Genomic DNA, 24,948 nt, shown 5'->3' with positions numbered 1-24,948 from the left:
TGTGGGCGAGGGAAGACGAACGCCCGCCGGAGACGATCGCCTCGACGTCGGCGCGCCGGAACCTCACGATTCCTCTAGCAGCTCCACGACCAAATGCCGGATGCCGGTGTGGCGGTTGCTTCGCGTCCATTCGACGGGCGCCACCACCCGCACGGCGCCGAAGCGCGACAGCAGCTCTTCGTACAGGACGCGCAACTCCAGGCGTGCCAGATTGGCTCCCAGGCAGTAGTGCACACCTTGACCGAAACCCAAGTGCGGATTGGGTTTTCGTGCGATATCGAACTCGTCAGCCCGGTCGAAGACACTGGCGTCGCGATTTGCCGAGCCCTCCCAGATCTGGACCTTCTGTCCGGCTTCGATCGACTGACCGCCGAGGACGACATCGCGGGTGGCGGTGCGCCGCTTGGACGGCGACGGTGATGTCCACCGCACCATCTCCTCGACCGCCGTCGGCAGCAGGCCGAAATCCGTCCGCAGCGCCCGCAATTGGTCCGGATGCTCGGCCAGCGAGAGCAGCCCGCCCGCGACGGCGTTGCGGGTCGTCTCCGCGCCGGCGCTGAACAGCAGGCTGAAGAACAGATATACCTCGAGATCGGACGGGACCGGCCCGTCCACCTCGTCGACCGTCGCGTTGGCGACCACCGACAGCATGTCGTCGGTCGGATCGGCGCGTTTCGAGGCGATCAGCTCTTGGCCGTAGTTGTACATCCGCGACCCGGCCGCGGCGTCTCTTTCGGAGGCGGACAACTGCGAAAGCGAAGCTTTGCGCGAGCCACCGAAGTCGAACTGCGGCTCGATGGCCTCGAACAGCCAATGCCGTTCGGATTCAGGCACTCCGAGCAGGATGCAGATCATCTGCATCGGCAGTTCGGCGGCAATGTCGACGAGGAAGTCGAACGGTTCGCCGGGTACCACGTCGTTGAGCAGGCGTCGGGCCCGGGATCGCAAATCGTTCTCGACAGCGGAGATCATCCGCGGTGTCAGCCCGGAGCTGACCAGCCGCCGAATCTGAGAATGCCGCGGGTCGTCCATCATGTTGAGCACCTGGCCCGCGATGGACAGGTCCTGTAACAGCGTACCGCCGAACGGCCGAGCCCCGCCGGTCACCGATGAATATGTCGCCGGATCCTTCAACACGGCAAGGGTTTCCGCGTACGTCGCAACGGACCAGAAGCCCTCGCCATCCGGGGTGTTGTCGGTCGGCTCGTGCCAGTAGACCGGCGCCTCGCGGCGGTGCACGGCGAACAACTCATGCGGAAAACCGTTGGCGAAGTTGTCCAGATCGGTGAGGTCGATCCCCGAGAGCGCGCCGGCGAGGGTCACAGGATCGCACCCGGAGCGTATTTGGCCGCGTCCGGATAGCGGCCCACCAGCGAATCAACCATCGCGGCAATCTCATCGACCTGATCGCCGGCGGCGCCGGTGAAGGCTTTCTTGTCCGCCAGCGCGGCATCGAGCGCCGCACGATCCAGCGGCAGGCGCTCGTCGGCGGCCAACCGGTCCAGCAGATCGGGCTCGGCACCGCGTTCCCGCATCGCCAATGCCGTTGCCACCGCGTGTTCGCGGATCACGTGATGCGCGGCCTCGCGCCCCATGCCGGCCCGCACCGCCGCGATCAACACCTTGGTGGTGGCCAGGAACGGCAAGTAGCGATCCAGCTCCCGCTCAACCACCGCCGGGTAGGCGCCGAACTCGTCGAGCACCGTCAAGAACGTCTCGATCTGGCCGTCGATCGCAAAGAAGCTGTCCGGCAAGGCAACTCGGCGTACCACCGAGCAGAAGACGTCACCCTCGTTCCACTGCGCGCCAGCCAGCTCGGCGGCCATCGAGGCATACCCACGCAGCACGACCTGCAACCCGTTGACCCGTTCGCAGCTGCGCGTGTTCATCTTGTGCGGCATCGCGGAGGAACCGACCTGCCCCTCCGCGAACCCTTCGGTCACGAGTTCGTGCCCGGCCATCAGCCGGATGGTGTGGGCCATCGACGACGGTCCGGCACCCAGCTGCACCAGCGCGGAGAGCACGTCGTGGTCCAGCGACCGCGGATACACCTGTCCGACGCTGGTCAGAACCGTTGCAAAACCTAGGAATTCAGCAATGCGCCGCTCGAGCTCGCTCAGCTTGACCGGGTCGCCGCCGAGCAGGTCGAGCATGTCCTGCGAGGTACCCATCGGTCCCTTGATCCCGCGCAGCGGGTAACGGTCGATCAACTCGCGCAGCCTGGTCAACGCCACCAGCGTCTCCTGGGCCGCGGACGCGAACCGCTTGCCCAGCGTGGTGGCCTGCGCGGCGACGTTGTGGCTGCGTCCGGCCATCACCAGATCGCGATAGGCCACCGCGCGCTCGGCAAGCCGCGCGACCACCGCCACCCCATGGGAGAAAACCAGTTCCAGCGACCGTCGGATCTGCAGCTGCTCGACGTTCTCGGTCAGATCGCGACTGGTCATCCCCTTGTGCACATGCTCGTGACCGGCCAGCGCGTTGAATTCCTCGATGCGGGCCTTGACGTCGTGGCGCAGTACTCGTTCGCGTGCCGCGATCGAAGCCAGGTCCACATCCTCGAGCACCCGCTCGTAGTCGGCGACCGCTTCCTCGGGCAGGGGAACACCGAGTTCCGTTTGGGCCCGCAACACGGCCAGCCACAGCCGCCGCTCCGCGACGACCTTGGCCTCCGGCGACCAGATCCCGACCATCTCCGCGCTGGCGTACCGGGCGGCCAGCACATTCGGAATGCTCACCGGGTCAGCTTATCGACCGCGCGACTGCGACTGGCAACGCATTTCCTTCAGTAGCGGCGTCGGCGATTACAGTTTCGCGGCATGTACTACGCCGGCGTCGACCTCGCGTGGGGCATCCGCAACCCGACCGGTATCGCCGTCGTCGACTCCGACGGCTGCCTGGTCAGCGCCGGCGCGGTCCGCGACGACGACGAAATCCTGGCGGCGTTGCGCCCGTACGTGCAGGGCGATTGCGCGGTCGGATTCGACGCACCGCTGGTGGTGAACAACCGCACCGGTCAGCGCCCGGCCGAGACGGCGCTCAACCGCGACTTCCGCAGATTCGAAGCCGGCGCACATCCGGCCAACACCGGAAAACCCGAATTCGCCAACGGGCCCCGTGGGGCGCGGCTGGCCCAGGCGCTGAGCCTCGACATGAATCCACACTCCGCGACCGTGCGGCGCGCAATCGAGGTCTACCCGCACGCGGCGACCGTCGCGTTGTTCCGGCTGGAAAGAACCCTGAAGTACAAGGCCAAGCCCGGCCGCACCGTCGAGCGGCTCAAGTCCGAGTTACTGCTGCTGATGGACGGGGTCGAGCGGCTTGCCTACACCGACGTGCCGATGCGCGTCGCCGATCACCCCGACTGGGTCGCGCTGCGCAAACAAGTGACCAGCGCGCAGCGCAAGAGCGAGCTGCGTCGCGCCGAAGACCCGGTCGACGCGGTGGTCTGCGCCTATGTGGCCTTATACGCCCAGCGTTGCCCGGCCCGGATCACGATTTACGGGGACTTGGCCAGCGGATACATCGTCACGCCGTCCCTGCCTACCGATCTGACCAGGCAATGAACGTCAGATCCGCACCGGTCGCTCGTCGATGGGTGCGAGCACGTCGATGATGTCGATCACCGTGCCCATTGCAGCGGTACGCGGATCGCGCCCCTCGACCAGCGCGGAGACCACCGAGCCGTCGACCGCGCAGATCAGGGTGCAGATCAGCCCGATACGCACGGCTCGCCCGGACCGCTCGATCGCCTCGGCGACCGCATCGGCGCGCTGACGCAGGCTGCGGCGCATGGTTTCGCGCAACGCGGTCAGGCGGGTGCAGGCGATGTTGCGTTCGTATCGCGAAATCAGCTGCTCGACGAGGGTCTGATCGGAGAGGTCACCCACCAGTAGGTCGACCAGTACCTCGGCGGTGGTCTCGGGCCCCCGGCGCCGGCGGGACAACGCGTTGACCCGCGCTCGCAGCTGCGCAACCTCGATCATCGCGATGTGTTCGACCGCGCGCGCGATCAAATCGTCCAGGGACGAGAAGTAATAAGTAGTGGACGCCAAGGGCAGGCCGGCACGCTGTGCGACCGCTCGGTGCCGCACCGCTTCGAACCCGCCCTCGGCAAGCAGCTCGGCGGCAGCGCTCACCAGCGCATACCGTCGACGTTCTCCTTTCGGAGTAACCGCTGCAGTCACGACTAGCCATCGTGCCAGCCAAAGTGGTACTGCATTGCCATTTCCGCTAAACGGCCCGCCAGACCGACATGGCATGATGGCCCGCATGCCCGACTTGAGCCGTCGCGCGGTGCTCAGTCTTGGTGCCAGCGCGGCCATAGGAGCAGCGGGCGCGTTTGCGCTCGACAACCTATTACACACCAGAACAACTCGCAGCATCCCGGTTTCGAGCGCCAGCACGCAGGTTCCGTTGGCACCGCCGACCGCGCCGCTGGAACCGGCTCCTCCCGGGGACCCGGCGCCGACGATGACAACGGGTGCTTTCACCTCCGCGGCGCGTGGCGGGATATCGACCAACTGGGCGATCGCCCGGCCACCGGGACAGACCAAGGCACTGCGTCCGGTTATCGCGCTGCACGGCAAGGGCAGTGACGCGGCCACGGTGATGGCCGGCGGTGTCGAGCAGGGTCTGGCCCAGGCCGTCAATGCGGGGCTACCGCCGTTCGCGGTCGTCGCCGTCGACGGTGGCGGCGGCTATTGGCACAAGCGGTCGTCGGGCGAAGACTCCGGTGCGATGGTGCTGAGCGAGCTGATTCCGATGCTGGACAGCCAGCGGCTGGACACCTCGCGGGTGGCATTCCTGGGCTGGTCGATGGGTGGCTACGGCGCACTGCTGCTCGGCGGCCGGCTCGGCCCCGCGCGCACCGCGGCGATCTGCGCGGTGAGCCCGGCGCTGTGGATGTCCTCCGGTGCGGCCGCGCCCGGCGCTTTCGACGGTCCCGACGACTTCGCGGCGAATTCGGTGTTCGGAATGCCCGCGCTGGCTTCCATTCCGATCCGGATCGACTGCGGCGACAGTGATCCGTTCTACGACGCGACCAAGCAGTTCATCGCCCAGCTGCCGAATCCGCCCGCGGGCGGTTTCTCGCCCGGCGGGCACAACCCCGCGTTCTGGAGCTCGCAGCTGCCGGCCGAACTGACCTGGCTGGCACCGCTACTGACGGGGTAGGACGCCCGCCTTCGGTCGCGAGCGTTACCGCACGCTGCAATATCGCTCCGAAATTCCCCGTGGCGTTACGCTCGCGTGGGTGAGCACGCCGTTCGACTGGAACCTCCCATACGCCTGGCCACGCAAGCCCGTTCTGGGAGGGAACGTCGTGTGCACCTCGCAACCGCTTGCCGCCCAAGCGGGTCTTCGGATGCTCGCCGAGGGCGGCACTGCCGCCGACGCGGCCGTTGCCACCGCGATCGCGCTGACCGTGGTGGAGCCGGTGTCCAACGGCATCGGCTCGGATGCCTTCGCCATCGTCTGGGACGGCGAGCGGCTACACGGACTGAACGCTTCCGGCCGCTCGCCGGCGGCGTGGACACCGGAGTACTTCGGCGGCAACGGTGTTCCCCTGGTGGGCTGGAATTCGGTGACCGTGCCGGGAGCGGTGTCGGCTTGGGTCGAGTTGCACACCAAGTTCGGCAGACTCCCCTTCGAGCGCCTCTTCGAGCCGGCGATCTCCTACGGCCGCAACGGCTTTCCGGTCTCACCCACGATCGCGGAGCAATGGGCCGCACAGGTGCCGCTGTTCGAATCGCAGCCGGGCTTCGCCGCGGCGTTTATGCCCGACGGGCGGGCACCGAAACCCGGCGAGCGCGTACGGCTTCCCGAGCACGCTGCCACTCTCGAAAAGATCGCCGCCACCAACGGGGAGGCGTTCTATCGCGGCAACCTGGCGGCCCAACTCGAAGCGCACGCGACGGCGAACGGGGGTGCATTGCGGGCCAGCGATCTCGCCGCCCACCGGGCGGATTGGGTGGGCACGGTCAGCGGAACGTACCGCGGCTACACCGTCCACGAGATACCGCCCAACGGCCAAGGCATCGTGGCGTTGATCGCGCTGGGAATCCTTCAGTACTTCGAGATGTCCTCGCTGCCAGTGGATTCCGCGGACAGCGTGCACCTGCAAATAGAAGCGCTCAAGCTGGCCTTCGCCGACGCGCAAGCCTACGTCTCCGATATCGACCACATGGCGGTGCGCCCCGAGGACCTGCTGGACACCGAGTACCTGAAGCAGCGGGCCGCGCTGATCGACCGCAATCGGGCCAAACCCGCATCGGCGGGCACCCCGGCGGGGGGCACCGTCTATCTCACCGCGGCCGACGCATCGGGCGTGATGGTGTCGATGATCCAGTCGAACTACCTGGGGTTCGGCTCCGGCGTGGTGGTGCCGGGCACGGGAATCTCACTGCAGAACCGCGGAGCGGGTTTCGTTGCGAATCAAGGACATCCGAACCAAGTCGGGCCGAACAAGCGGCCTTACCAGACGATCATTCCGGGCTTTGTCACCAAGGACGGCGCCCCGGTGATGAGCTTCGGGGTGATGGGCGGTCCGATGCAACCCCAGGGCCACGTGCAGGTGTTGGTCCGCATCGCCGACTACGGCCAGAATCCGCAAGCGGCCTGCGACGGCCCGCGGTTCCGCTGGGTGCAGGGCATGCAGGTCAGCTGCGAGCAGGGCTTCCCACCGTCGACGCTCGACGAGCTGCGCCGGCGCGGGCACGACTTGCTCACCGTGGACGACTACAACGCATTCGGCAGCTGCCAGGCGATCTGGCGCCTCGACGACGGGTATCTCGCCGCCAGCGATCCGCGCCGGGACGGGCAGGCAGCGGCGTTCTAAACGTGGATTTTTCCTTCTTGGGCCAACAATCCGATATCAGTGCGGAAGTGGCTGCCCGGCAGCCGAATTGAGTCGAGAATCCGGTACGCGTGCGCCCGCGCACCGGTCAGATCGGCGCCGGTGCCCACCACGGACAGCACGCGTCCGCCCGACGAGACGATCGCGCCGTCGTCGCGCCGCGCTGTCCCGGCGTGGAGCACGCCGTCGGCTTCGGATCCGGCGATGACGTCGCCGACCCGCGGGCGCCCGGGATAGTTTTCGGCGGCCAGCACCACGGTCACGGCCGCACCGTCTCGCCAGCGCAACTCGCCGAAGCCGGCCAGCGCGCCGGTACTGGCGGCGTGCAGTAGCTGTCCGAGCGGAGACTCCAGCAGGGCCAGCACGGCTTGGGTCTCCGGATCGCCGAAGCGGCAATTGAATTCGACCACCGCGGGCCCCTTCGCGGTGATCGCGAGGCCTACATAGAGCAATCCAGAGAATGGGCACCCACGCCGAACCATCTCGGCGGCAACGGGTTCGACGATCCCGCTGACGATGTCGCGGCACACATCGGCGGGCAGCCACGGCAACGGCGCGTAGGCGCCCATGCCACCGGTGTTCGGGCCCGCGTCACCGTTGCCCACCCGCTTGAAATCCTGTGCCGGCAGCAGCGGCACCACCGTCTCGCCGTCGACCACACAGAACAACGAAACCTCGGGCCCGTCGAGGAAGGACTCCAGCAACACGGGATGACCGGACTCGAGCAAGCTCGCGCCATGGGCGCGGGCGGCGTCGCGATCAGGCGTGACTACGACGCCCTTACCGGCCGCCAGGGAATCGTCCTTGACCACCCAGGCCGGCTCACCCGCCGGCGGCCCGAAGCGACCGAGGGCCGCATCCAAATGCGCCGGATTGTCCACGATTTCGCTCGAAGCGGTCGGCACCCCGGCGGCCGCCATGACCTCCTTGGCGAAGGCCTTGGATCCCTCGATGCGAGCGGCGTCCTTGCCGGGCCCGAAGCACGCGATACCCGCGGCGCGTACGGCATCGGCGACCCCGAGCACCAACGGGACTTCGGGGCCGATGACGACAAGGTCGGCCCGGACCTCGCGGGCCAGCGCGACGACGCCCGCGCCGGAGGTGATGTCGACGTCGTGTTGCTCGGCCAACCTGCCGGTGCCGGCGTTGCCGGGAGCAATGGCTAGCCCCGTGACCTGCGGATCTCTACTGAGAGCCAGCAGCAGGGCATGTTCCCGGGCACCGGAGCCGATCACCAGAACGCGCACGACAGGTCAGACTAGCGGCACGGCGTTACAGGATCTTCTCGAGCAGGTTCTTGAGGTCCTTTTGCTGCGCTGCCGTCAGACGTCCAAGGCGCTTGTCGAACTCGGCGGACAGCAGCGCCAGCCCATTCGCGGCAGCTTGGCGCCCGGCCGGGGTCGGCTGCAACCGATGGCGGCGCAAATCCGCCGGGTCGATCTCGCGGCGCACGAAGCCGGCGGCTTCGAGTCGCTTCAGATACAACGTCACCGTCGCCTTGGGCATGCTCAACGCCGCGGCCAACTCGGCCGGGTAGGGATGCTCGTCGATCTCGGCGAGCAGGAACAGCTCTTTGGACTCGAGCCCCAGCGCGCAGATGTCGGCCTCGGCGCACGATATGACCGAGAGCAGTACCCGATAGTTCAGTGACCAGATCTTGGCCGCATCAACCGCAGACATCGACTTGCCAGATCGTTCAGCAGCGAACTAGTTTAGTAATGAACAACCTCATATCCGAACAATCTACCAGGAGTGGCCATCATGCCTCTGGATCAATACGTGACACTGGGACGGTCCGGCCTGCGCGTCAGCCCCCTGTGCCTGGGCGCGATGACGTTCGGCGAAGACCTCGGCTGGGGCACCAGCGTGGAAGAGTCGCAGCAGATCATCGATCGCTACACCGAGCTCGGCGGCAACTTCATCGACACCGCCAACTTCTACACCCGCAGCCACTCCGAAAAGATCATCGGCGACCACGTCGGACGCCACGCAGCGCGGCGCGATCGCCTGGTGATCGCGACGAAGTTCAGCGGCAATCTGTACCCGGGTGACCCCAATGGTGGTGGCGCGGGCCGCAAATCGCTGATCAGCGCCTGCGAGAACTCTTTGCGGCGGCTGCAAACCGACTACATCGACCTGTACTGGCTGCACATGTGGGACAAGAACACTCCGATCGAGGAGACGATGGCGGCTCTCGACGACCTCGTTACGGCCGGCAAGGTTCGCTACATCGGCGTGTCGGACACCCCGGCGTGGAAGATCGTCGAGGCCAACCTGATCGCCCGGTTCCGCGGCTGGTCGTCCTTCATCGGCCTGCAGATCGAGTACTCGCTGCTCGAACGCACCGTCGAGCGGGAGCTGGTTCCGATGGCCAGCGAATTCGGCCTCGGCATCACACCGTGGTCGCCGCTGAAGAGCGGTGTACTCAGCGGCAAGTACACCCGACGAAATGCCGGTCAGCACAACGCCGATCGTGGCGCGCTGGTCGCGAGCTCGCTCACCGAGCGGACCTACGCGGTCATCGACGAACTCGAGGTCATCGCCAAAGCGCACCAGACGAACGTTGCCGCCGTGGCGCTGGCGTGGGTGCATGCACAGACCGCGGTCTCGTCGATCATCATCGGGGCACGCCGGCTCGCACAGCTCGACGACAACGTCCGCGCGGTCGACGTGCACCTGTCCGCCGAGGAACTGGCCCGGCTCGACAAGCTGACCAAGCCGAGTCTCGGCTTCCCCCAGAGCATGCTGGACATGGCCGCGGGAATGATCAATGGCGGCACCACGATCAACGGTGTCTTCGGAGCGCCCTCGGATTACGTGATGCCCGAAGGCGGCCAGCCCTACTGACCGCGGATTCAGACGGCGAGCAGTCCTAGCCGTCGTTCTTTCCCGAGTGCATCTTCAGCGCACCCTCGACATTGGCCTTCTTGTCCTCGCCGGCGCCCTTGGCCGCGGCCTTCTTGCGCTTGGCCACGACGGCATCGACGGCGCCGTTGAGTGCCGATCCCAGCGGGAACCCGAGATAGTGAGTGAGGAAGACAGCCATCTCCTTCAGCTCGGTCTCGCTGAGTTCGCCGTTGAGAAGTGCTGCGTTGATCTGGATCTCGGCCAGGTCGCGGTTCCCGATCGCGGTGACCGCCGTCAGCGTCATCAGGCGCTTGTCGCGCATCGACAACCCCGGCCGCGTCCAGATGCTGCCGAAGAGATGGTCGACGGTCAGGTCGAAGTACGGGTCGCCCTCGATGTTGGGCATCTCCCAGCCGTAGACCTCGTTCATTTTTTCGAGGCCCTTGCTGCGCAGCTCGTCCATTACGCCTCTTTCTCTGTGTGCGGTACCCCAAGGCCGGCGGCCAGGCGCTGGTACGCCAGTTGAGCAAGCGGCAGGTCAACCGATACGGCCTCGCCCAGGGCGAGCGCCAGGCTCAGGTCCTTCTCACCGAGCCCGCGGGTGTGCAGGAAAGGCTCGTACAGGAAGTTGCCCGGCTCAAGGTCTTTCATGTCTTCGCGCACCATGATCGCTCCCGGCCCGCTGGTGAGTGCGTCGGTGTGGCGCACCACCCGGCCCAGTGCCTGCAGATCCAGGCCTGCCGCCTCGGCGAGTTTCATCGCCTCGCACGCCGCGACGTACGAGGTGAACGTCAACATGTTGCGCGCCAGCTTCATTCGGGTGCCCGCACCGGGATCGCCGGCGTGGATGACGACAGCCGCCCAGTGCTTGAATGCCGGCTTGATCCGCTCGTACACCTCGCGCTCGGCGCCCACCATCGTGGCGAGTTCGCCCTTGGCCGCCGCGGCGGCCCCGCCGCTGACGGGCGCGTCGACAACATGGATGCCGTGCGGTTTGAGCTCGGCCGCCAGCTCGACGGCGGTGGTGTCGCTGATCGTCGAGTGGATCGCAATGACGGTGCCGGGCTTGGCGTGTGCGGCCAACTCCGCCACGACCTCACGCACCTGGTCGTCGTTGAGCACGGTGATGTGGACGATGTCGGCGACAGCAACGTCGGCGACGCTGTCGGCGATGCCGGCGCCCTTTTCGATCAGCGGCGTCATCGCCTCGCTGCGAATGTCGTAAACCGTTACCCCGCCCGGCCATTCGGTCATCTTCGTGGCCATCGGGGCGCCCATATTGCCCAACCCGATGTACCCGAGCTTCACATGTTCGGTCATGACCGGAAGATCTGTCCGCCGTCGACGTTGAAGATCTGCCCGGTGATCCAGGACGCCTCGTCGGACAGCAGGAACAGGCACATGCCGACGAGGTCCTCGGGCTGTCCCATGCGCGACAAGGGAATTCCCTTGACGATGTCGGCGACCATCTCCTGCGGCGTGGTGGACCGGTTGGCCTCGGTATCGATCGGGCCCGGCGCAATGGCGTTGATCCGAATGTTCTGACCCCCGAGTTCGGTGGCCAGTTGCTGGGTGAGCCCGTTGATCCCGACCTTGGCCAACCCGTAGAAGTTCGAGTACAGCCAGGCTGCGGTGGACGACTGGTTGACGATTGCTCCGCCGCCACGTTTGGCCATCTTCTTGTACACCGCGCGGGTGCACCACAGCGCACCGTCGAGGTTCACGCTCATGAACTTCTTGTAGTATTCCGGGTCGACGGTGATCAGGAAGTCGAGCTTCATGCCGCCGAAGATCGCCGCGTTGTTCACCAGGTAGTCGATACCGCCGAACTCGGCCAGCGTGCGGTCGGCCATCTCCTTGGCCGACGCCGGATCCGACACATCGACTTGCAGGGCAAGCGCGGTACCGCCCTCACCCACAATCCCGTCGGCCACCTTCTCGGCACCCGCCACGTTGATATCCGCAACGACCACGGCCGCTCCCTCACGGGCCAGCGCCTCGACATACGCCTGGCCGATACCACCGCCCGACCCGGTGACGATGGCGACCTTGTTTTCAAATCGCATGTGCTTCAAGCTCCTCTGGTTAAACCGCTGTCGCAATGGTCTTGGTTTCCAAGTACTCCTCGAACCCGGCCAGGCCCATCTCGCGGCCGTTTCCGGATTGCTTGTACCCACCGAACGGGGCATCCGCCGAATACCACACGCCGCCATTGACATTGATGGTTCCGGCGCGCACCCGCGCGGCGGCCCGGGCGGCCCGCTCCGGGTCGGTGCCGAACACGGTGCCCGACAACCCGTATGCCGAGTCGTTGGCGATGCGCACGGCGTCGTCGTCGCCGTCGTGCGGTATCACCGTCAGGACCGGTCCAAAGATCTCCTCGCGTGCGACGCGTGCGTCGTTGCCCAGTCCGGCGATCAGGGTGGGCTCGATGAAGAAACCGACCTCGCGGTCGGCCGGCCGGCCGCCTCCGCAGGCGAACGTCCCGCCCTCGGCGATCGCCGAGTCGAGGTAGCCCTGGATCCGATCGCGCTGGCGCGCGGAAATCACTGGGCCGCAGATGGTTCCGGGGTCGGTGGGATCGCCGGCCTTGATGCCGCCCATCGTCGCCGCCGCGATGGAGACGGCTTCGTCGTACTTGGCCCGCGGTACCACCAGCCGGGTGGTGATCGCGCAGCCCTGCCCGGCGTGCATGCACACCGAGAAGCCCGCCACGCCCACCGCGCCGGCCAGGTCGGCGTCGTCGAGGACGATGAACGCCGACTTGCCGCCCAGTTCGAGGAAGACCCTCTTGATGGTCGCGGCGCCGTCGGCCATCACGGCGCGGCCGGTGGCCGTCGATCCGGTGAACGAAACCATGTCCACCCGAGGGTCTTTGGACAACATGGCACCCACACTGTGGTCACTGGAGGTGACGATGTTGATCACACCGGGAGGAAAGTCGGTGTGCTCGGCGATCAGCTCGCCCAGCACGGCGGCACACCAGGGAGTGTCAGGAGCCGGCTTCAGGACGACGGTGTTGCCGGCCGCCAGGGCCGGCCCGATCTTGGCGAGGTTGATCTGGTGAGGAAAGTTCCACGGCGTGATGGCACCGACGACACCGACGGCCTCACGGGCGATGGTGCGCCGGGTGGGGATACCCATCGGCTTGGCCTCGCCGAGATCCTGGTTGTACTCGTAGGATTCGGCGGTATCGGCCGCGAACGCCAGGTCGTTGACCGGGACTTCGAGCTGAGCGATCCCGGTGAGCATCCGGGGCGCGCCGACCTCGGCGATGGTCATGTCGCGCAGCTCTTCGAGATGCTGCAGCATCGCCTCGCGCAGCTGGCGCACACACCGCACCCGCAGTTCGGTGTTGCGTGACCAGTCCGTCTCGTCGAAGGCGCGGCGCGCGGCATCGATCGCGCGGCTCATATCGTCGGCGTCGGCGTCGGCCGCGACTCCCAGCACTTCCTCCGTCGCCGGATTGATCGTGGGGAAGGTACCGGCAGCGCCGGGCGACATCTTGCCGTCGATGAAGAGTTCACTGACGCCGTCGGCCAACAAGGCCATCTCTCGCTCCCGTCTATGCATGGCAATTCCAAGGGACGAAATCGATACGCCCATTCGAATGGACAGTTGTCCGATAATCTCCCATGGCACCATAGCCGTCGGGCCATCGGCGGTGCAAGAGCCGATCTCGAAACCGGCGTCCTCCGCAGCATAAATACTCATTGAGCAGCGTATTTAATCGGCAGGCTTGCTTCGCGTGCCTTCTGTCCGATAGCTTGGACATGTGTCCAGCGATGCCCTGGTTACGGCCACAGCCCAGGCCGAGCAGTCAACCGGTCAGGCGCCGCGCAATCGCCGCCAAGAGGAGACCTTCCGCAAGGTGCTTGCGGCCGGCATCGAAACCCTGCGCGAGAAGTCGTACGCCGACCTGACGGTGCGCGCCGTCGCGGCCCGGGCCAAGGTCGCTCCGGCCACTGCTTACACCTACTTCTCGTCGAAAAACCACTTGATCGCCGAGGTGTATCTGGACCTGGTGCAACAGGTCCCGTTCTTTACGGACGTCAACGACCCCATGCCGGTTCGGGTGGACAAGGTGTTGCGCCATCTGGCGTTGGTGGTCGCCGACGAACCCGAGGTCGGCGCGGCGTGCACCATCGCGCTACTCGGCGGGGGCGCCGATCCCGCGGTGGGCGCCGCGCGCGACCGCATCGGTGCGGAGATCCACCGTCGCATTGCGACGGCCATCGGGCCCGGCGCCGACGCCAGCACGGTGTCCGCGCTCGAGATGACGTTCTTCGGCGCACTGGTACAAGCCGCCAGTGGCCAGTTCACCTATCACCAGATCGCCGACCGGTTGGCCTATGTAGTCAGTCTGATCCTGCCCGGCGCCGGGAAGACGAGCCAGGAGACAAGGACTTAAATGACCGTCCATGTTGGAGACCACGAGTTGGTCCTCGATCCCTACGACTACGACTTCCACGAAGATCCGTATCCGTACTACAAGCGGCTGCGCGACGAAGCGCCGCTGTACCGCAACGAGGAACTGAAGTTCTGGGCACTGTCGCGGCATCAGGATGTGCTGCAGGGATTCCGCAACAGCACAACGCTTTCCAACAAGTACGGCGTCTCGCTGGACCCGGCCTCGCGCGGCCCGCATGCCAGCAAGACGATGAGCTTCCTCGCGATGGACGATCCCGCCCACCTACGGCTGCGCACGCTGGTGTCGAAGGGCTTCACGCCGCGCCGCATTCGCGAACTCGAACCGCGGGTCACCGAAATCGCGGTCAAGCACCTCGACACGATGCTGGAGGCGGCGGCATCTTCAGCATCCGGTGGCACCACTGTCGATTTCGTCGACGAGTTCGCGGGCAAGCTGCCGATGGATGTGATCTCGGAGCTGATGGGCGTACCCGAAGCCGACCGCGTGCAGATCCGGGCCTGGGCCGACGGCGTGATGCACCGCGACGAGGGCGTCACCGACGTGCCGCCGGAGGCCGTCGAGGCGTCGATCAACCTGATCGTCTACTACCAGCAGATGGTCGCCGAGCGGCGCACCAAGCCGACCGACGATCTGACCACCGCGCTGCTGGAAGCGGAGATCGACGGCGACCGGCTCACCGACGACGAAGTGCTCGGTTTCATGTTCCTGATGGTGATCGCCGGAAACGAGACCACCACCAAATTGCTTGCCAACGCCGCGTTTTGGGGATACAAGAACCCCGACCAGCTGGCAGGAGTCTACGACGACGCCGACCTGGTGACGCCGTGGGTCGAGGAGACTCTGCGCTACGACACGTCCAGCCAGATCCTCGCCCGTACCGTGGCGGGCGAGCTCACCCTCTACGACACCACGATCCCCGAGGGGGACGTAGTTCTGCTGCTGCCCGGTTCAGCCCATCGCGACGAGCGGGTGTTCGACAAGCCCGACGATTACCTGATCGGACGTGAAATCGGCTCCAAGCTCATGAGTTTCGGTAGCGGCGCGCACTTCTGCCTGGGCGCCCACCTGGCCCGGATGGAAGCGCGCGTAGCGCTCACCGAGTTGTTCAAGCGAATCCGCGGATATCAAGTCGACGAGGCCAACGCTGTCCGCGTCCACTCCAGCAATGTCCGCGGATTCGCTCACCTACCCATCACCGTGGAGATCCGCTGATGCCTCGCTTTGGCCCCCTTCCCGAACGTCGGCCGGTGATCGTGGCCGGCGCCTCCTCCGGTATCGGAGAGGCCACCGCGATCGAACTCGCCGCGCACGGCTTCCCGGTCGCGCTGGGTGCCCGCCGGGTCGAGAAGCTCGACGACATCGTCGGCAAGATCAACGCCGACGGCGGCGAGGCGGTCGGATTCCACCTTGATGTCACCGACCCAAACTCGGTGAAAACCTTTGTCGCACAATCGGTCGACGCGCTGGGTGACATCGAGGTGCTGGTCGCCGGCGCGGGCGACACCTACTTCGGCAAGCTCGCCGAGATCGCAGGCGACGAGTTCGAGTCGCAGCTGCAGATCCACCTCGTCGGCGCCTTCCGGTTGGCCTCAGCCGTGCTGCCGGGCATGCTCGAACGGCAGCGCGGCGATCTCATCTTCGTGGGTTCCGATGTGGCGCTGCGCCAGCGACCGCACATGGGCGCCTACGGCGCGGCCAAGGCGGCACTGGTCGCCATGGTCACCAACTTCCAGATGGAGCTCGAGGGCACCGGTGTGCGCGCCTCGATCGTGCACCCGGGCCCGACCAAGACGTCGATGGGATGGAGCCTCCCGGCCGACAAGATCGGCCCCGCGCTGGAGGACTGGGCCAAGTGGGGCCAGGCCCGCCACGACTACTTCCTGCGCGCGGCAGACCTCGGACGGGCCATCACGTTCGTCGCCGAGACACCGCGTGGTGGATTCATCGCAAGCATGGAGCTTCAACCCGAAGCCCCGTTGGCCAACAACAAAGACCGACAGAAACTCGCACTGGGCGAAGAGGGGATGCCGTCATGACTTCGCGATACGACGATTCGGCGCGCGCCACGCGCGCCGGTGAGGAGTGAGCATATGACCACCGCCATCGTGCCCCGGGTTTCCGGCGGCGCAGAAGAGCACGGCCATCTTGAGGAATTCCGTACCGACCCAATCGGTTTGATGAAGCGCGTCCGCGAGGAGTGCGGTGACGTCGGCTGGTTCCAGCTGGTCGACAAGCACGTGATCCTGCTGTCCGGTGCGAGCGCCAACGAGTTCTTCTTCCGGTCCGCCGACGAGGATCTCGACCAGGCCGAGGCCTACCCGTTCATGACGCCGATCTTCGGCAAGGGCGTGGTGTTCGACGCCAGCCCGGAGCGACGCAAGGAGATGCTGCACAACTCCGCGCTGCGCGGCGAGCAGATGAAGGGGCACGCCGCCACGATCGAGGGCGAAGTCAAGAAGATGATCGCCAACTGGGGCGACGAGGGCGAGATCGAGCTGCTCGACTTCTTCGCCGAGCTGACCATCTACACCTCGACCGCCTGCCTGATCGGGCTGAAGTTCCGTGAGCAGCTCGACCACCGGTTCGCCGAGTACTACCACCAATTGGAGCGCGGCACCGATCCGCTGTGCTACGTCGACCCGTACCTGCCGATCGAGAGCTTCCGGCTACGCGATGAGGCGCGGGTGAAACTCGTTGCACTGGTGCAGGAAATCATGGATCAGCGGATCGCGAACCCGCCCAAGGACAAAAGCGACCGCGACATGCTCGACGTGCTGGTGTCGATCCGCGACGAAGAGGGCAACCTGCGCTTCTCGGCCGACGAGGTCACCGGCATGTTCATCTCGCTGATGTTCGCCGGGCACCACACCAGCTCGGGGACCTCGGCGTGGACCTTGATCGAGCTGATCCGCCATCCCGACGCCTACGCCGAGGTGCTGACCGAGCTCGACGAGCTCTACGCCGACGGTCAAGAAGTGAGTTTCCATGCGCTGCGGTCGATTCCGAAGCTGGACAATGTGGTCAAGGAGACCCTGCGGCTGCACCCGCCGCTGATCATCCTGATGCGGGTGGCTCAAGGCGAATTCGAGGTCGAAGGTTTCCCGATCCACAAGGGCGACTTCGTCGCCGCGTCCCCCGCGATCAGCAACCGGATTCCCGAGGACTTCCCCGATCCGGACGCGTTCAAGCCCGACCGCTACAACAAGCCCGAGCAGGCCGACATCGTCAACCGGTGGACGTGGATTCCGTTCGGCGCCGGGCGGCACCGCTGCGTGGGCGCGGCGTTCGCCCAGATGCAGATCAAGGCGATCTTCTCGGTCCTGTTGCGCGAGTACGAGTTTGAGATGGCACAGCCGGCCGACAGCTACCATAACGACCACTCCAAGATGGTCGTCCAGCTGGCCCGGCCCGCCAAGGCCCGTTACCGCAAGCGCACCGCCTAGGAGCCTGCCATGGCATTTCGTATCGGAGTCGACCTGGACTTGTGTCAGGGCCACGCCATGTGCGAGCTGGAGGCACCGGATTACTTCAAGGTGCCCAGGCGGGGCAAGGTCGAGATCCTCGACCCCGAACCGCCCGAAGACGCCCGCGATGAAGTCCGGCGCGCGGTCGATATGTGCCCAACCCAAGCACTATTCATTGAGGAAAAGGAAGACTGATCCATGACATCACAAGCGTCACACTCGCGCGCAGATCTCGAGGCATGGGTCGAGCGCTGGCTGCAGACCAACAAGGACTGCGAAAAGGCCGGCGACTGGAAGCCGTTGGCCGACTTCTACACCAAGGACGCGACCTACGGCTGGAACATCGGCCCGAAGGAAGACGTGATGTGCGTGGGCGTCGACGAGATCCGCGATGTCGCACTCGGCCTGGAGATGGAGGGCCTGGAGAACTGGGTCTACGAGTACCAGAAGGTGCTCATCGACGAGAAGCAGGGCGAGATCGTCGGCTTCTGGAAGCAGATCGTGAACAAGACCGACGGCACCCGGGACGAGATCTACGGCATCGGCGGCAGCTGGTTCCGCCTGAACGCCGAAGGGCTTATCGAGTGGCAGCGTGACTTCTTCGACTTCGGTCACGTCGCGTACATGTTCGGCAAGCTGATCGAATCCGGCGACCTGAGCGAAGGGATGCAGAAGCGCATCGAGCGCAGCATGGCCGGCGAGAAGCTGCCCGGTTACTACCCGCTCGGCCAGGCTCCTGTTCCCATCTGGTGACCTCCCGACCGGTTGGTGGTCCCCCGCTTGTTTACAGCCCGGTGATGCACGTCATAATGGTCTGCGAATGAGAACACGTTCTAAATTGCCATCCGGCCCCGGCCGGCCCCTTTCACCGGCACTCGGGTCAGGGCACGTTAGTGGAGGTCCTTCATGAAGACAAAAGGCGCACTGATCTGGGAATTCAACCAGCCGTGGACCATCGAGGAAATTGAGATCGGCGACCCGAAAGCGCACGAGGTCAAGATCCAGATGGAAGCGGCCGGAATGTGCCATTCGGATCATCATCTAGTTACCGGAGGCATCCCGATGGCGGGCTTCCCGGTTCTCGGCGGCCACGAGGGTGCGGGCATCGTCACCGAAGTCGGCCCCGGCGTGGAGGACATCGCCCCGGGCGACCACGTGGTGCTGTCGTTCATCCCATCCTGTGGGCAGTGTCCGACCTGCCAGTCCGGCATGCGCAACCTGTGCGACTTGGGCGCCGGCCTGCTCGGCGGTGAGGCGGTCAGTGACGGCACCTTCCGCATCCAGGCCCGCGGCCAGAACGTCTTCCCGATGACGCTGCTGGGCACCTTCTCGCCGTACATGGTCGTGCACCGCGCCTCGGTGGTGAAGATCGATCCGTCGGTGCCGTTCGAGGTGGCCGCCCTGGTCGGTTGTGGCGTCACCACCGGCTACGGCTCGGCGGTTCGCACCGCCGACATCCGCCCGGGGCAGGACGTCGCGATCGTCGGCGTCGGCGGTGTCGGCATGGCCGCGCTGCAAGGTGCGGTAAACGCCGGCGCGCGCTACATCTTCGCGATCGACCCGGTGGAATGGAAGCGCGATCAGGCACTGAAGTTCGGTGCCACCCACGTCTACCCGGACATCAACGCCGCGCTGATGGGCATGGCCGAGGTCACCTACGGCCTGATGGCTCACAAGGTAATCGTCACGGTCGGCGAGCTGCACGGCGCCGACATCGACAACTACCTGAACATCACCCAGAAGGGCGGCACCTGCGTGCTGACCGCCATCGGCAGCCTGCTGGACAACAACGTGAACCTGAACTTGGCGATGCTGACCCTGATGCAGAAGAACCTGCAGGGCACCATCTTCGGCGGCGGTAACCCGCAGTACGACATCCCGCAGCTGCTGTCGATGTACAAGGCCGGCAAGCTCAACCTGGACGACATGGTCACCACTCAGTACCGCCTCGAGCAGATCAACGAGGGCTACCAGGACATGCTGGACGGCAAGAACATTCGCGGCGTCATCCGGTACACCGACGCCGACCGGTAATCCGACCGGTCCTGGGTGACCAGCTTTCCGCACCTCTTGGCGCCGGGGCGAATCGGCGCCATGACGGTGCGCAACCGGGTCGTCATGTCTCCGATGGAGACGATGTACGGCACCGGCGACGGGCTGCCGTCGGAGCGCACCCGCGACTACTTCGCCGCGCGTGCCCGCGGCGGGGTCGGGTTGATCACATTGGGCGCCACCGGGATCGACCATCACCATCCCGAGACTCCCGGTGGCTTGCATCTGGGCACCGACGCTGCGGTGGGCGCCCATCGGGCACTGGTGGACGTCGTGCACGAACACGGCGCCAAGATCCAGCCGCAGATCGTGCACGCCGGGCCCGACGGGCTGGGTCCGGAGATCTTCGGTGTCGAATCGTTGGGGCCGTCGGTGATCCCGTCGTATCTCACCGGCCGTCCGTCCAGCGAGATCAGCAAGCGACAACTCGGCGAGATCTTCGACTTGTTCAAGGCGGCGGTGCGCCGCGCCGCCGAGGCCGGCTACGACGGCATCGAACTGCACGCCGCACACGGCTACATGCTGCTGGGTTCTTTCCTTGCACCACAACGTAATCGTCGAACCGACGACTATCGGGGCGACTCGGCACGGGGTCGGCTGCAGGTGGTGCTGGAGACGCTGGCAGCCATTCGGTCCGAGGTGGGCGATGCGCTGCCGATCACGCTGCGCATCTCCGGTTACGAGCGGGTCGCCGGAGGGCGGCCGATCTACGAAACCGCCCGAATGGCACCCGAACTCGTCGCCGCCGGCGTCAACGCCTTCCACGTCAGCGGCGGGGTGATCGACCGGCTCGTCACCGGCATGGTCAACGCCGCCGACGACGGCGACGCGCTCAACGTCGGCGCCGCCGCGGCCGTCAAGCAGGTGGTCGATGTGCCGGTGATCGCCGTCGGCCGGATCCACGACCCCCTCCGTGCCGAGCAGATCCTCGCCGGCGGACGCGCGGACTTCATCGCGATGGGGCGCCCACTGCTTGCCGACCCCGACCTGCCCCGCAAACTGCGAACCGGTCATTGGCACCGCGTCCGCAAATGCATCTCGTGCGAAAACTGTATCGACGCAATGGAACAGCGCTTCTCGGTCGACTGCGCCGTCAACCCCCGCACCGGCAAGGAACGCGAACTGTCCGCGCCACGCGCCGGTCGCGCCAAGCGCGTCGTGGTGATCGGTGGTGGGCCGGCAGGTTTGGAGGCCGCCCGGGTCGCCGCCGAACGCGGCCACCGCGTCACGCTTTTCGAACGCGCCGGCCAACTCGGCGGCGCGCTGCGCTGGGCGTCCGTACTGCACCCCGAGAACCAGCCGTTCCTGCGATATCTGCGCGACGAGATCAGGCTTACCAACGCCAAAGTGCATCTGGGCCATGCAGTTTCGGCCGACGATGTCGTCGCGCATGCGCCTGACGCCGTGGTGGTGGCCACCGGCGGCCACGTCGCGGTGCCGGCGATTCCGGGAGCCGACCTGCCGCACGTGCATACCGGGCCGGGATTGCGTGAGTTGCTCGGCGGCCACGCTGACGCCACCGATCCGGCCTGGCAACGGCTGGGCGCCTCGCTGCTGGCGGGTTGGCGGCAGCGGCTGGTGCGCCCGGCCGCCGTCCGGCTTGCCACCCGCGCCTGGATGCCGGTGGGCCGGCGGGTCGTCGTCATCGGCGGAGACCTGGTCGCCCTGGAGCTCGCCGAGTTCCTGGCCAGCCGGGGCCGGCTGGTGTCAATCCTCGAGTCCGGCAAGGACATCGCGCCGGAAGTGGGTAACAAGCGCAAGACCGAACACATGGATCGACTCGACCGGTTGGGTGTCACCGTGCACATCCGCGCGGCCGTCCACCGCATCACGACTCAGGGTGTGATGTTTACGCCTGTCGGTGGGGCGACTCGGGAACTGCCCGCCGACAGCGTTGTGATCGCCGGATCCGTCGAACCCGACACCGCACTGTTCGACAGCGTGACGGCCGCCCTGCCCGGCGCCGACGTGCATGCTGCCGGCGATTGCAGCGGTCTGGGGCTTATTCGTAAGGCAACCGAAGAGGGCGCACGCGCCGCGTGCGCGATCTAACGACAGGAGAGATAGCGATGACCCAAACCACCCAATCCCCGGCCTTGACCGCGTCGCAGTCGTCGTGGCGCTGCGCCCAAGGCAAAGACCGCGACGGCTGGCTGGCGCTGATGACCGACGATGTGGTCATCGAGGACCCGATCGGCAAGTCGGTCACCAACCCCGACGGCACCGGTGTGCGCGGCAAGGCCGCCGTCGGCGAGTTCTTCGACAACAACATCGCGCAGAACCAGCTGACCATTACCTGCGAGGAAACGTTCCCGTCCAGCTCGCCCGACGAGATCGCTCATATTCTGGTGCTGCAGAGCAAGTTTGAGGGCGGCATGACCAGCAAGGTGCGCGGCGTGTTCACCTACAAGGTCAACGAGGCGGGGCTGATCACCAACATGCGCGGCTACTGGAACCTCGACGTGATGGAGTTCGGCCAGCAGGACTGACGCAACGGCGTCGGATCGTCGAACCTATGCTGGGGGCCATGGCGTCGATCTTCACCAAGATCATCAACCGTGAACTACCCGGCCGATTCGTCTATGAGGATGACGACGTCGTCGCATTCCTGACGATTGAGCCGATGACCCAGGGGCACACGCTGGTGGTGCCGCGCGCCGAGATCGATCAATGGCAGGACGTCGACAGTCCCGCGTTCGCGCGTGTGATGTCGGTGAGCCAGCTGATCGGCAAGGCGGTGTGCAAGGCCTTCCGGGCCGAACGTGCCGGGCTGATCATTGCGGGGCTGGAAGTGCCGCATCTGCATGTTCACGTCTTTCCCACCCGCAGCCTCAGCGACTTCGGCTTCGCCAACGTCGACCGCAATCCGTCTCCGGAGTCGCTCGATCAGGCGCAGGCCAGGATCAAGGCGGCGCTCGAGCAGCTGGCCTAGGCCTAGCCCACCTGGGCCGGTACGTCGCTGACGCGCGGCAGGGTGACGCGGAAGCAACATCCCTCACCGGGCGCCGTTTGGACAGTGACCTTGCCTCCGTGCGCGTGGACCAGCGAGTCGACGATGGACAGCCCCAGGCCGGTACCGCCGCTGGCCCGCGCGCGCGACGAGTCGGTGCGATAGAACCGCTCGAACACCCGCGACGCATCCTGCTGGCTCATGCCGGGCCCCCGATCGGCCACCTCGATCACGGCGTCGTCGCCGTGGGTTCCAACCCGCACAATGACGTCGGCACTTGTCGGGGTGTGCTGCAGCGCGTTGGCCACCAGGTTGCTCAGCACCTGGCGGATCCGGGGCTCGTCACCGAGCACCTCCGGGGTGCCGGGACCGTCGAGGATTTCCATCGTCACCTTGCGCTTCGGGTCGATCGCCTGCACATCGTGCACGGCGTCACTGGCCAGCGCCAGCAGGTCGACGCGATGGTGTTCCAGCGGTCGCTGCACGTCCAGGCGCGCCAGCAGCAGCAGGTCGTCGACCAGCAGGCCCATCCGGCTTGCTTCGCTTTCGATGCGCGACAACAACATCGATACGTCGCGGGCCGCGCCCTGGCGATACAGTTCGGCGAATCCGCGAATCGTGGTGAGCGGGGTCCGTAGTTCGTGACTGGCGTCGGTGATGAATCGTCGCATCCGGTCCTCCGAGCCGCGTGCCGTCTCGGCCGAGGACTCGGAGGAAGCCACCGCTTGCTGAATCTGGGTGAGCATTCCGTTGAGCGCCAACGAAAGTCGGCCCACCTCGGTGCGCGGATCACGTTCCGGGACACGGCGATCCAGTTGGCCCGCGGCGATCGCGGCGGCGGTTTGTTCGACCTCGAGCAGCGGGCGCAGGCTGCGGTGCACCACCGCGAATCCGGCGATGCCGACCACCACCAGCACCGCGACCCCGATGCCGAACTGCAGCCACACCAGGGAGCGCACGGTGTGCTGGACATCGGACAGGTCGATCGCGACGGTCGTCAGGCCGTTGGGCCCGCGCACCGATACCGCTCGCCACTGAATATCGGAGCCGTTGACCGAGGGCAGCGTCGTCGGATTGGGGCCCACGTCGTTGTCGGGCGGCAGGGCCGGTTCGGCGTTGCGGTCATTGATGGCCGTAAACGGTTTGCCGTCGGTGCCGACGCCACGCACGTAGTACTTCGACGGGGGCCGGCCCGGGTCCGGGCCTTCGTAGGAGGACGCCGTCAGTTGCCGCCGCGGGGCCAGCGCCCAGCCCCGCGAGGCCTCGAGCAGCGTGGTGTCGATCCGGCTGACCAGACTGTGCCGCAGGATCGACGTGACCATGACACCCGAGGCCGCCAGCCCGCACGCCACCAAGACCAGGGTTGCCGCGACCAGGCCCACCCGGAGGGGCAGTCCCCGGCGAACCTGTGTGGCCGTTTCCGTCTTCTTCGCCACCAATTGCTACTTTCCCCGAATGGCTAAGCGCGTACTCAGCGCGGCTCCCGAAGAACGTAGCCCACCCCGCGCAGGGTGTGCAGCAGCCGCTTCTCCCCAGTATCGATCTTTCGGCGCAGATACGACACATAGGACTCGACGACATTGACGTCGCCGCCAAAGTCGTAACGCCAAACGTGGTCAAGGATTTTCGGCTTGCTCAGCACCGTGCCCGCATTGATTACGAAGTAACGCAGCAGCGTGAATTCGGTGGGCGACAATGACACCGGTTCGCCGGCCTTCCACACTTCGTGCGTTTCTTCGTCGAGCTCGATGTCGGCGAAAGTCAGTCGGGCATTGTGGGTTTCGGCGCCACCCTTGCCGGCGCGCCGCAAGATGACCCGCAACCGGGCAACGACCTCCTCCAAACTGAACGGCTTGGTCACGTAGTCGTCGCCACCCAGCGTCAGACCCGCGATCTTGTCCTGCAGGGAGTCGCGCGCGGTCAGGAACAACGCCGGGGCATCGATTCCGTCGGCCCGCAGCCGGCGCAGCACACCAAAGCCGTCCATGCCGGGCATCATCACGTCGAGGATCACCGCGTCGGGGCGCGCTTCACGTGCGCGGTCCAGGGCCTGGGCTCCGTTGGTCGCGGTGGAAACCTCGAACCCCTGGAACTTAAGACTCACGGAGAGCAGCTCGACGATGTTGACCTCGTCGTCAACGACGAGGATGCGCGCTTCCGGTTTGGTGTCGCCTTGAGGTGCCGCTGTCATCTGGTTGTTCCGTCCTAAGCTGAACGTTGCCTCTGTAATGATTGTGTGATTCCTGTGAGCTCGGTGACAAGCTTCTGCTAGTAGTCTGCCAGGAATCGTCGCGTCAGCTTGGACCAGTACCCGGTTTTCGAGGGCGCGTCGTGCATAGACTCGGAC

25 protein-coding genes are annotated in these 24,948 nt (G+C 66.0%); 14 read left to right on the top strand and 11 right to left on the bottom strand.

Annotated features, from left to right (window positions below; genetic code table 11):
- Positions 1 to 63: 63 nt before the first annotated feature.
- Positions 64 to 1,323, bottom strand: coding sequence for a cytochrome P450 (locus SKC41_RS10740; RefSeq protein WP_330977613.1), 1,260 nt, complete (start codon positions 1,321 to 1,323; stop codon positions 64 to 66).
- A complete protein-coding gene (gene purB / locus SKC41_RS10735; RefSeq protein ID WP_330977612.1) occupies positions 1,320 to 2,738 on the bottom strand; it encodes an adenylosuccinate lyase in 1,419 nt (472 codons plus the stop codon). Before purB ends, SKC41_RS10740 begins: the two co-directional genes overlap by 4 nt.
- A gap of 81 nt (positions 2,739 to 2,819) precedes the next feature.
- On the opposite strand from purB, the gene SKC41_RS10730 reads away from it, so the two are divergent.
- Positions 2,820 to 3,566, top strand: a complete 747-nt coding sequence (locus SKC41_RS10730; protein WP_330977611.1) for a DUF429 domain-containing protein — start codon at positions 2,820 to 2,822, stop codon at positions 3,564 to 3,566.
- A gap of 3 nt (positions 3,567 to 3,569) precedes the next feature.
- Here SKC41_RS10730 and SKC41_RS10725 read toward each other — a convergent pair whose 3' ends face one another.
- On the bottom strand, positions 3,570 to 4,187 hold the full coding sequence (locus SKC41_RS10725; RefSeq protein ID WP_442931587.1) for a TetR/AcrR family transcriptional regulator: 618 nt from the start codon (positions 4,185 to 4,187) through the stop codon (positions 3,570 to 3,572).
- Between the two features lie 73 nt (positions 4,188 to 4,260).
- Between SKC41_RS10725 and SKC41_RS10720 the strand changes: the two genes are divergently transcribed.
- On the top strand, positions 4,261 to 5,175 hold the full coding sequence (locus tag SKC41_RS10720) for an alpha/beta hydrolase-fold protein (RefSeq protein WP_330977610.1): 915 nt from the start codon (positions 4,261 to 4,263) through the stop codon (positions 5,173 to 5,175).
- Positions 5,176 to 5,254: 79 nt separating this feature from the next.
- Positions 5,255 to 6,838 carry a gamma-glutamyltransferase family protein gene (locus tag SKC41_RS10715; protein ID WP_330977609.1) on the top strand — a complete coding sequence of 528 codons (1,584 nt, stop codon included), beginning with the start codon at positions 5,255 to 5,257 and terminating at the stop codon, positions 6,836 to 6,838.
- On the opposite strand, the gene purD is transcribed toward SKC41_RS10715, so the two are convergent.
- Positions 6,835 to 8,103, bottom strand: coding sequence for a phosphoribosylamine--glycine ligase (gene purD / locus SKC41_RS10710; protein WP_330977608.1), 1,269 nt, complete (start codon positions 8,101 to 8,103; stop codon positions 6,835 to 6,837). The genes SKC41_RS10715 and purD overlap by 4 nt on opposite strands.
- Positions 8,104 to 8,128: 25 nt before the next feature.
- A complete protein-coding gene (locus SKC41_RS10705; RefSeq protein ID WP_330977607.1) occupies positions 8,129 to 8,536 on the bottom strand; it encodes a MarR family winged helix-turn-helix transcriptional regulator in 408 nt (135 codons plus the stop codon).
- A gap of 72 nt (positions 8,537 to 8,608) precedes the next feature.
- Between SKC41_RS10705 and SKC41_RS10700 the strand changes: the two genes are divergently transcribed.
- On the top strand, positions 8,609 to 9,703 hold the full coding sequence (locus SKC41_RS10700; protein WP_442931586.1) for an aldo/keto reductase: 1,095 nt from the start codon (positions 8,609 to 8,611) through the stop codon (positions 9,701 to 9,703).
- A gap of 25 nt (positions 9,704 to 9,728) precedes the next feature.
- On the opposite strand, the gene SKC41_RS10695 is transcribed toward SKC41_RS10700, so the two are convergent.
- From SKC41_RS10695 to SKC41_RS10680, 4 genes are read right to left on the bottom strand one after another with little or no spacing between them, the layout of a single operon-like run.
- Positions 9,729 to 10,166 carry a carboxymuconolactone decarboxylase family protein gene (locus SKC41_RS10695; RefSeq protein ID WP_330977605.1) on the bottom strand — a complete coding sequence of 146 codons (438 nt, stop codon included), beginning with the start codon at positions 10,164 to 10,166 and terminating at the stop codon, positions 9,729 to 9,731.
- Complete coding sequence (locus SKC41_RS10690; protein ID WP_330977604.1) at positions 10,166 to 11,023, bottom strand: NAD(P)-dependent oxidoreductase; 858 nt, start codon at positions 11,021 to 11,023, stop codon at positions 10,166 to 10,168. Before SKC41_RS10690 ends, SKC41_RS10695 begins: the two co-directional genes overlap by 1 nt.
- Positions 11,020 to 11,769 carry an SDR family oxidoreductase gene (locus tag SKC41_RS10685; protein ID WP_330977603.1) on the bottom strand — a complete coding sequence of 250 codons (750 nt, stop codon included), beginning with the start codon at positions 11,767 to 11,769 and terminating at the stop codon, positions 11,020 to 11,022. Before SKC41_RS10685 ends, SKC41_RS10690 begins: the two co-directional genes overlap by 4 nt.
- A 19-nt stretch (positions 11,770 to 11,788) precedes the next feature.
- Entirely contained in the window at positions 11,789 to 13,255 is a 1,467-nt protein-coding gene (locus tag SKC41_RS10680; RefSeq protein WP_330977602.1) for an aldehyde dehydrogenase, read from the bottom strand.
- 223 nt (positions 13,256 to 13,478) lie between these two features.
- Between SKC41_RS10680 and SKC41_RS10675 the strand changes: the two genes are divergently transcribed.
- The 10 genes from SKC41_RS10675 (at position 13,479) to SKC41_RS10630 (ending at position 22,583) form a co-directional block, all read left to right on the top strand.
- A complete protein-coding gene (locus SKC41_RS10675; protein ID WP_442931585.1) occupies positions 13,479 to 14,114 on the top strand; it encodes a TetR family transcriptional regulator in 636 nt (211 codons plus the stop codon).
- On the top strand, positions 14,115 to 15,347 hold the full coding sequence (locus SKC41_RS10670; protein WP_330977601.1) for a cytochrome P450: 1,233 nt from the start codon (positions 14,115 to 14,117) through the stop codon (positions 15,345 to 15,347). It begins immediately after the preceding gene.
- Entirely contained in the window at positions 15,347 to 16,171 is an 825-nt protein-coding gene (locus SKC41_RS10665; RefSeq protein ID WP_330977600.1) for an SDR family oxidoreductase, read from the top strand. Before SKC41_RS10670 ends, SKC41_RS10665 begins: the two co-directional genes overlap by 1 nt.
- 54 nt (positions 16,172 to 16,225) lie before the next feature.
- Entirely contained in the window at positions 16,226 to 17,578 is a 1,353-nt protein-coding gene (locus SKC41_RS10660; protein WP_330977599.1) for a cytochrome P450, read from the top strand.
- 9 nt (positions 17,579 to 17,587) lie between these two features.
- Positions 17,588 to 17,794 (top strand): ferredoxin, encoded by a 207-nt coding sequence (locus SKC41_RS10655; protein ID WP_330977598.1) that lies wholly within the window; start codon positions 17,588 to 17,590, stop codon positions 17,792 to 17,794.
- Positions 17,795 to 17,797: 3 nt separating this feature from the next.
- Positions 17,798 to 18,352: a nuclear transport factor 2 family protein gene (locus SKC41_RS10650; protein WP_330977597.1), complete on the top strand. Its 555-nt coding sequence runs from the start codon at positions 17,798 to 17,800 to the stop codon at positions 18,350 to 18,352.
- A gap of 153 nt (positions 18,353 to 18,505) precedes the next feature.
- Positions 18,506 to 19,633, top strand: coding sequence for an NDMA-dependent alcohol dehydrogenase (locus SKC41_RS10645; protein WP_330977596.1), 1,128 nt, complete (start codon positions 18,506 to 18,508; stop codon positions 19,631 to 19,633).
- A 15-nt stretch (positions 19,634 to 19,648) separates the two neighbouring features.
- Positions 19,649 to 21,703: an FAD-dependent oxidoreductase gene (locus tag SKC41_RS10640; RefSeq protein ID WP_330977595.1), complete on the top strand. Its 2,055-nt coding sequence runs from the start codon at positions 19,649 to 19,651 to the stop codon at positions 21,701 to 21,703.
- Positions 21,704 to 21,720: 17 nt separating this feature from the next.
- Positions 21,721 to 22,140, top strand: a complete 420-nt coding sequence (locus tag SKC41_RS10635) for a ketosteroid isomerase family protein (protein ID WP_330977594.1) — start codon at positions 21,721 to 21,723, stop codon at positions 22,138 to 22,140.
- Positions 22,141 to 22,178: 38 nt separating this feature from the next.
- Positions 22,179 to 22,583, top strand: coding sequence for an HIT family protein (locus tag SKC41_RS10630; RefSeq protein ID WP_330977593.1), 405 nt, complete (start codon positions 22,179 to 22,181; stop codon positions 22,581 to 22,583).
- 2 nt (positions 22,584 to 22,585) lie between these two features.
- Here the strand turns inward: SKC41_RS10630 and SKC41_RS10625 are convergent, their stop codons facing one another.
- Together SKC41_RS10625 and phoP are read right to left on the bottom strand one after the other, a co-directional pair.
- Positions 22,586 to 24,037, bottom strand: coding sequence for a sensor histidine kinase (locus SKC41_RS10625; protein ID WP_330977592.1), 1,452 nt, complete (start codon positions 24,035 to 24,037; stop codon positions 22,586 to 22,588).
- 35 nt (positions 24,038 to 24,072) lie between these two features.
- Complete coding sequence (gene phoP, locus SKC41_RS10620) at positions 24,073 to 24,792, bottom strand: two-component system response regulator PhoP (protein ID WP_330977591.1); 720 nt, start codon at positions 24,790 to 24,792, stop codon at positions 24,073 to 24,075.
- Positions 24,793 to 24,948 lie beyond the last annotated feature (156 nt).

It is taken from the genome of Mycobacterium sp. 050128, assembly GCF_036409155.1.
Lineage (GTDB): Bacteria > Actinomycetota > Actinomycetes > Mycobacteriales > Mycobacteriaceae > Mycobacterium.
This window is presented reverse-complemented; position numbering and strand designations above follow the sequence as displayed.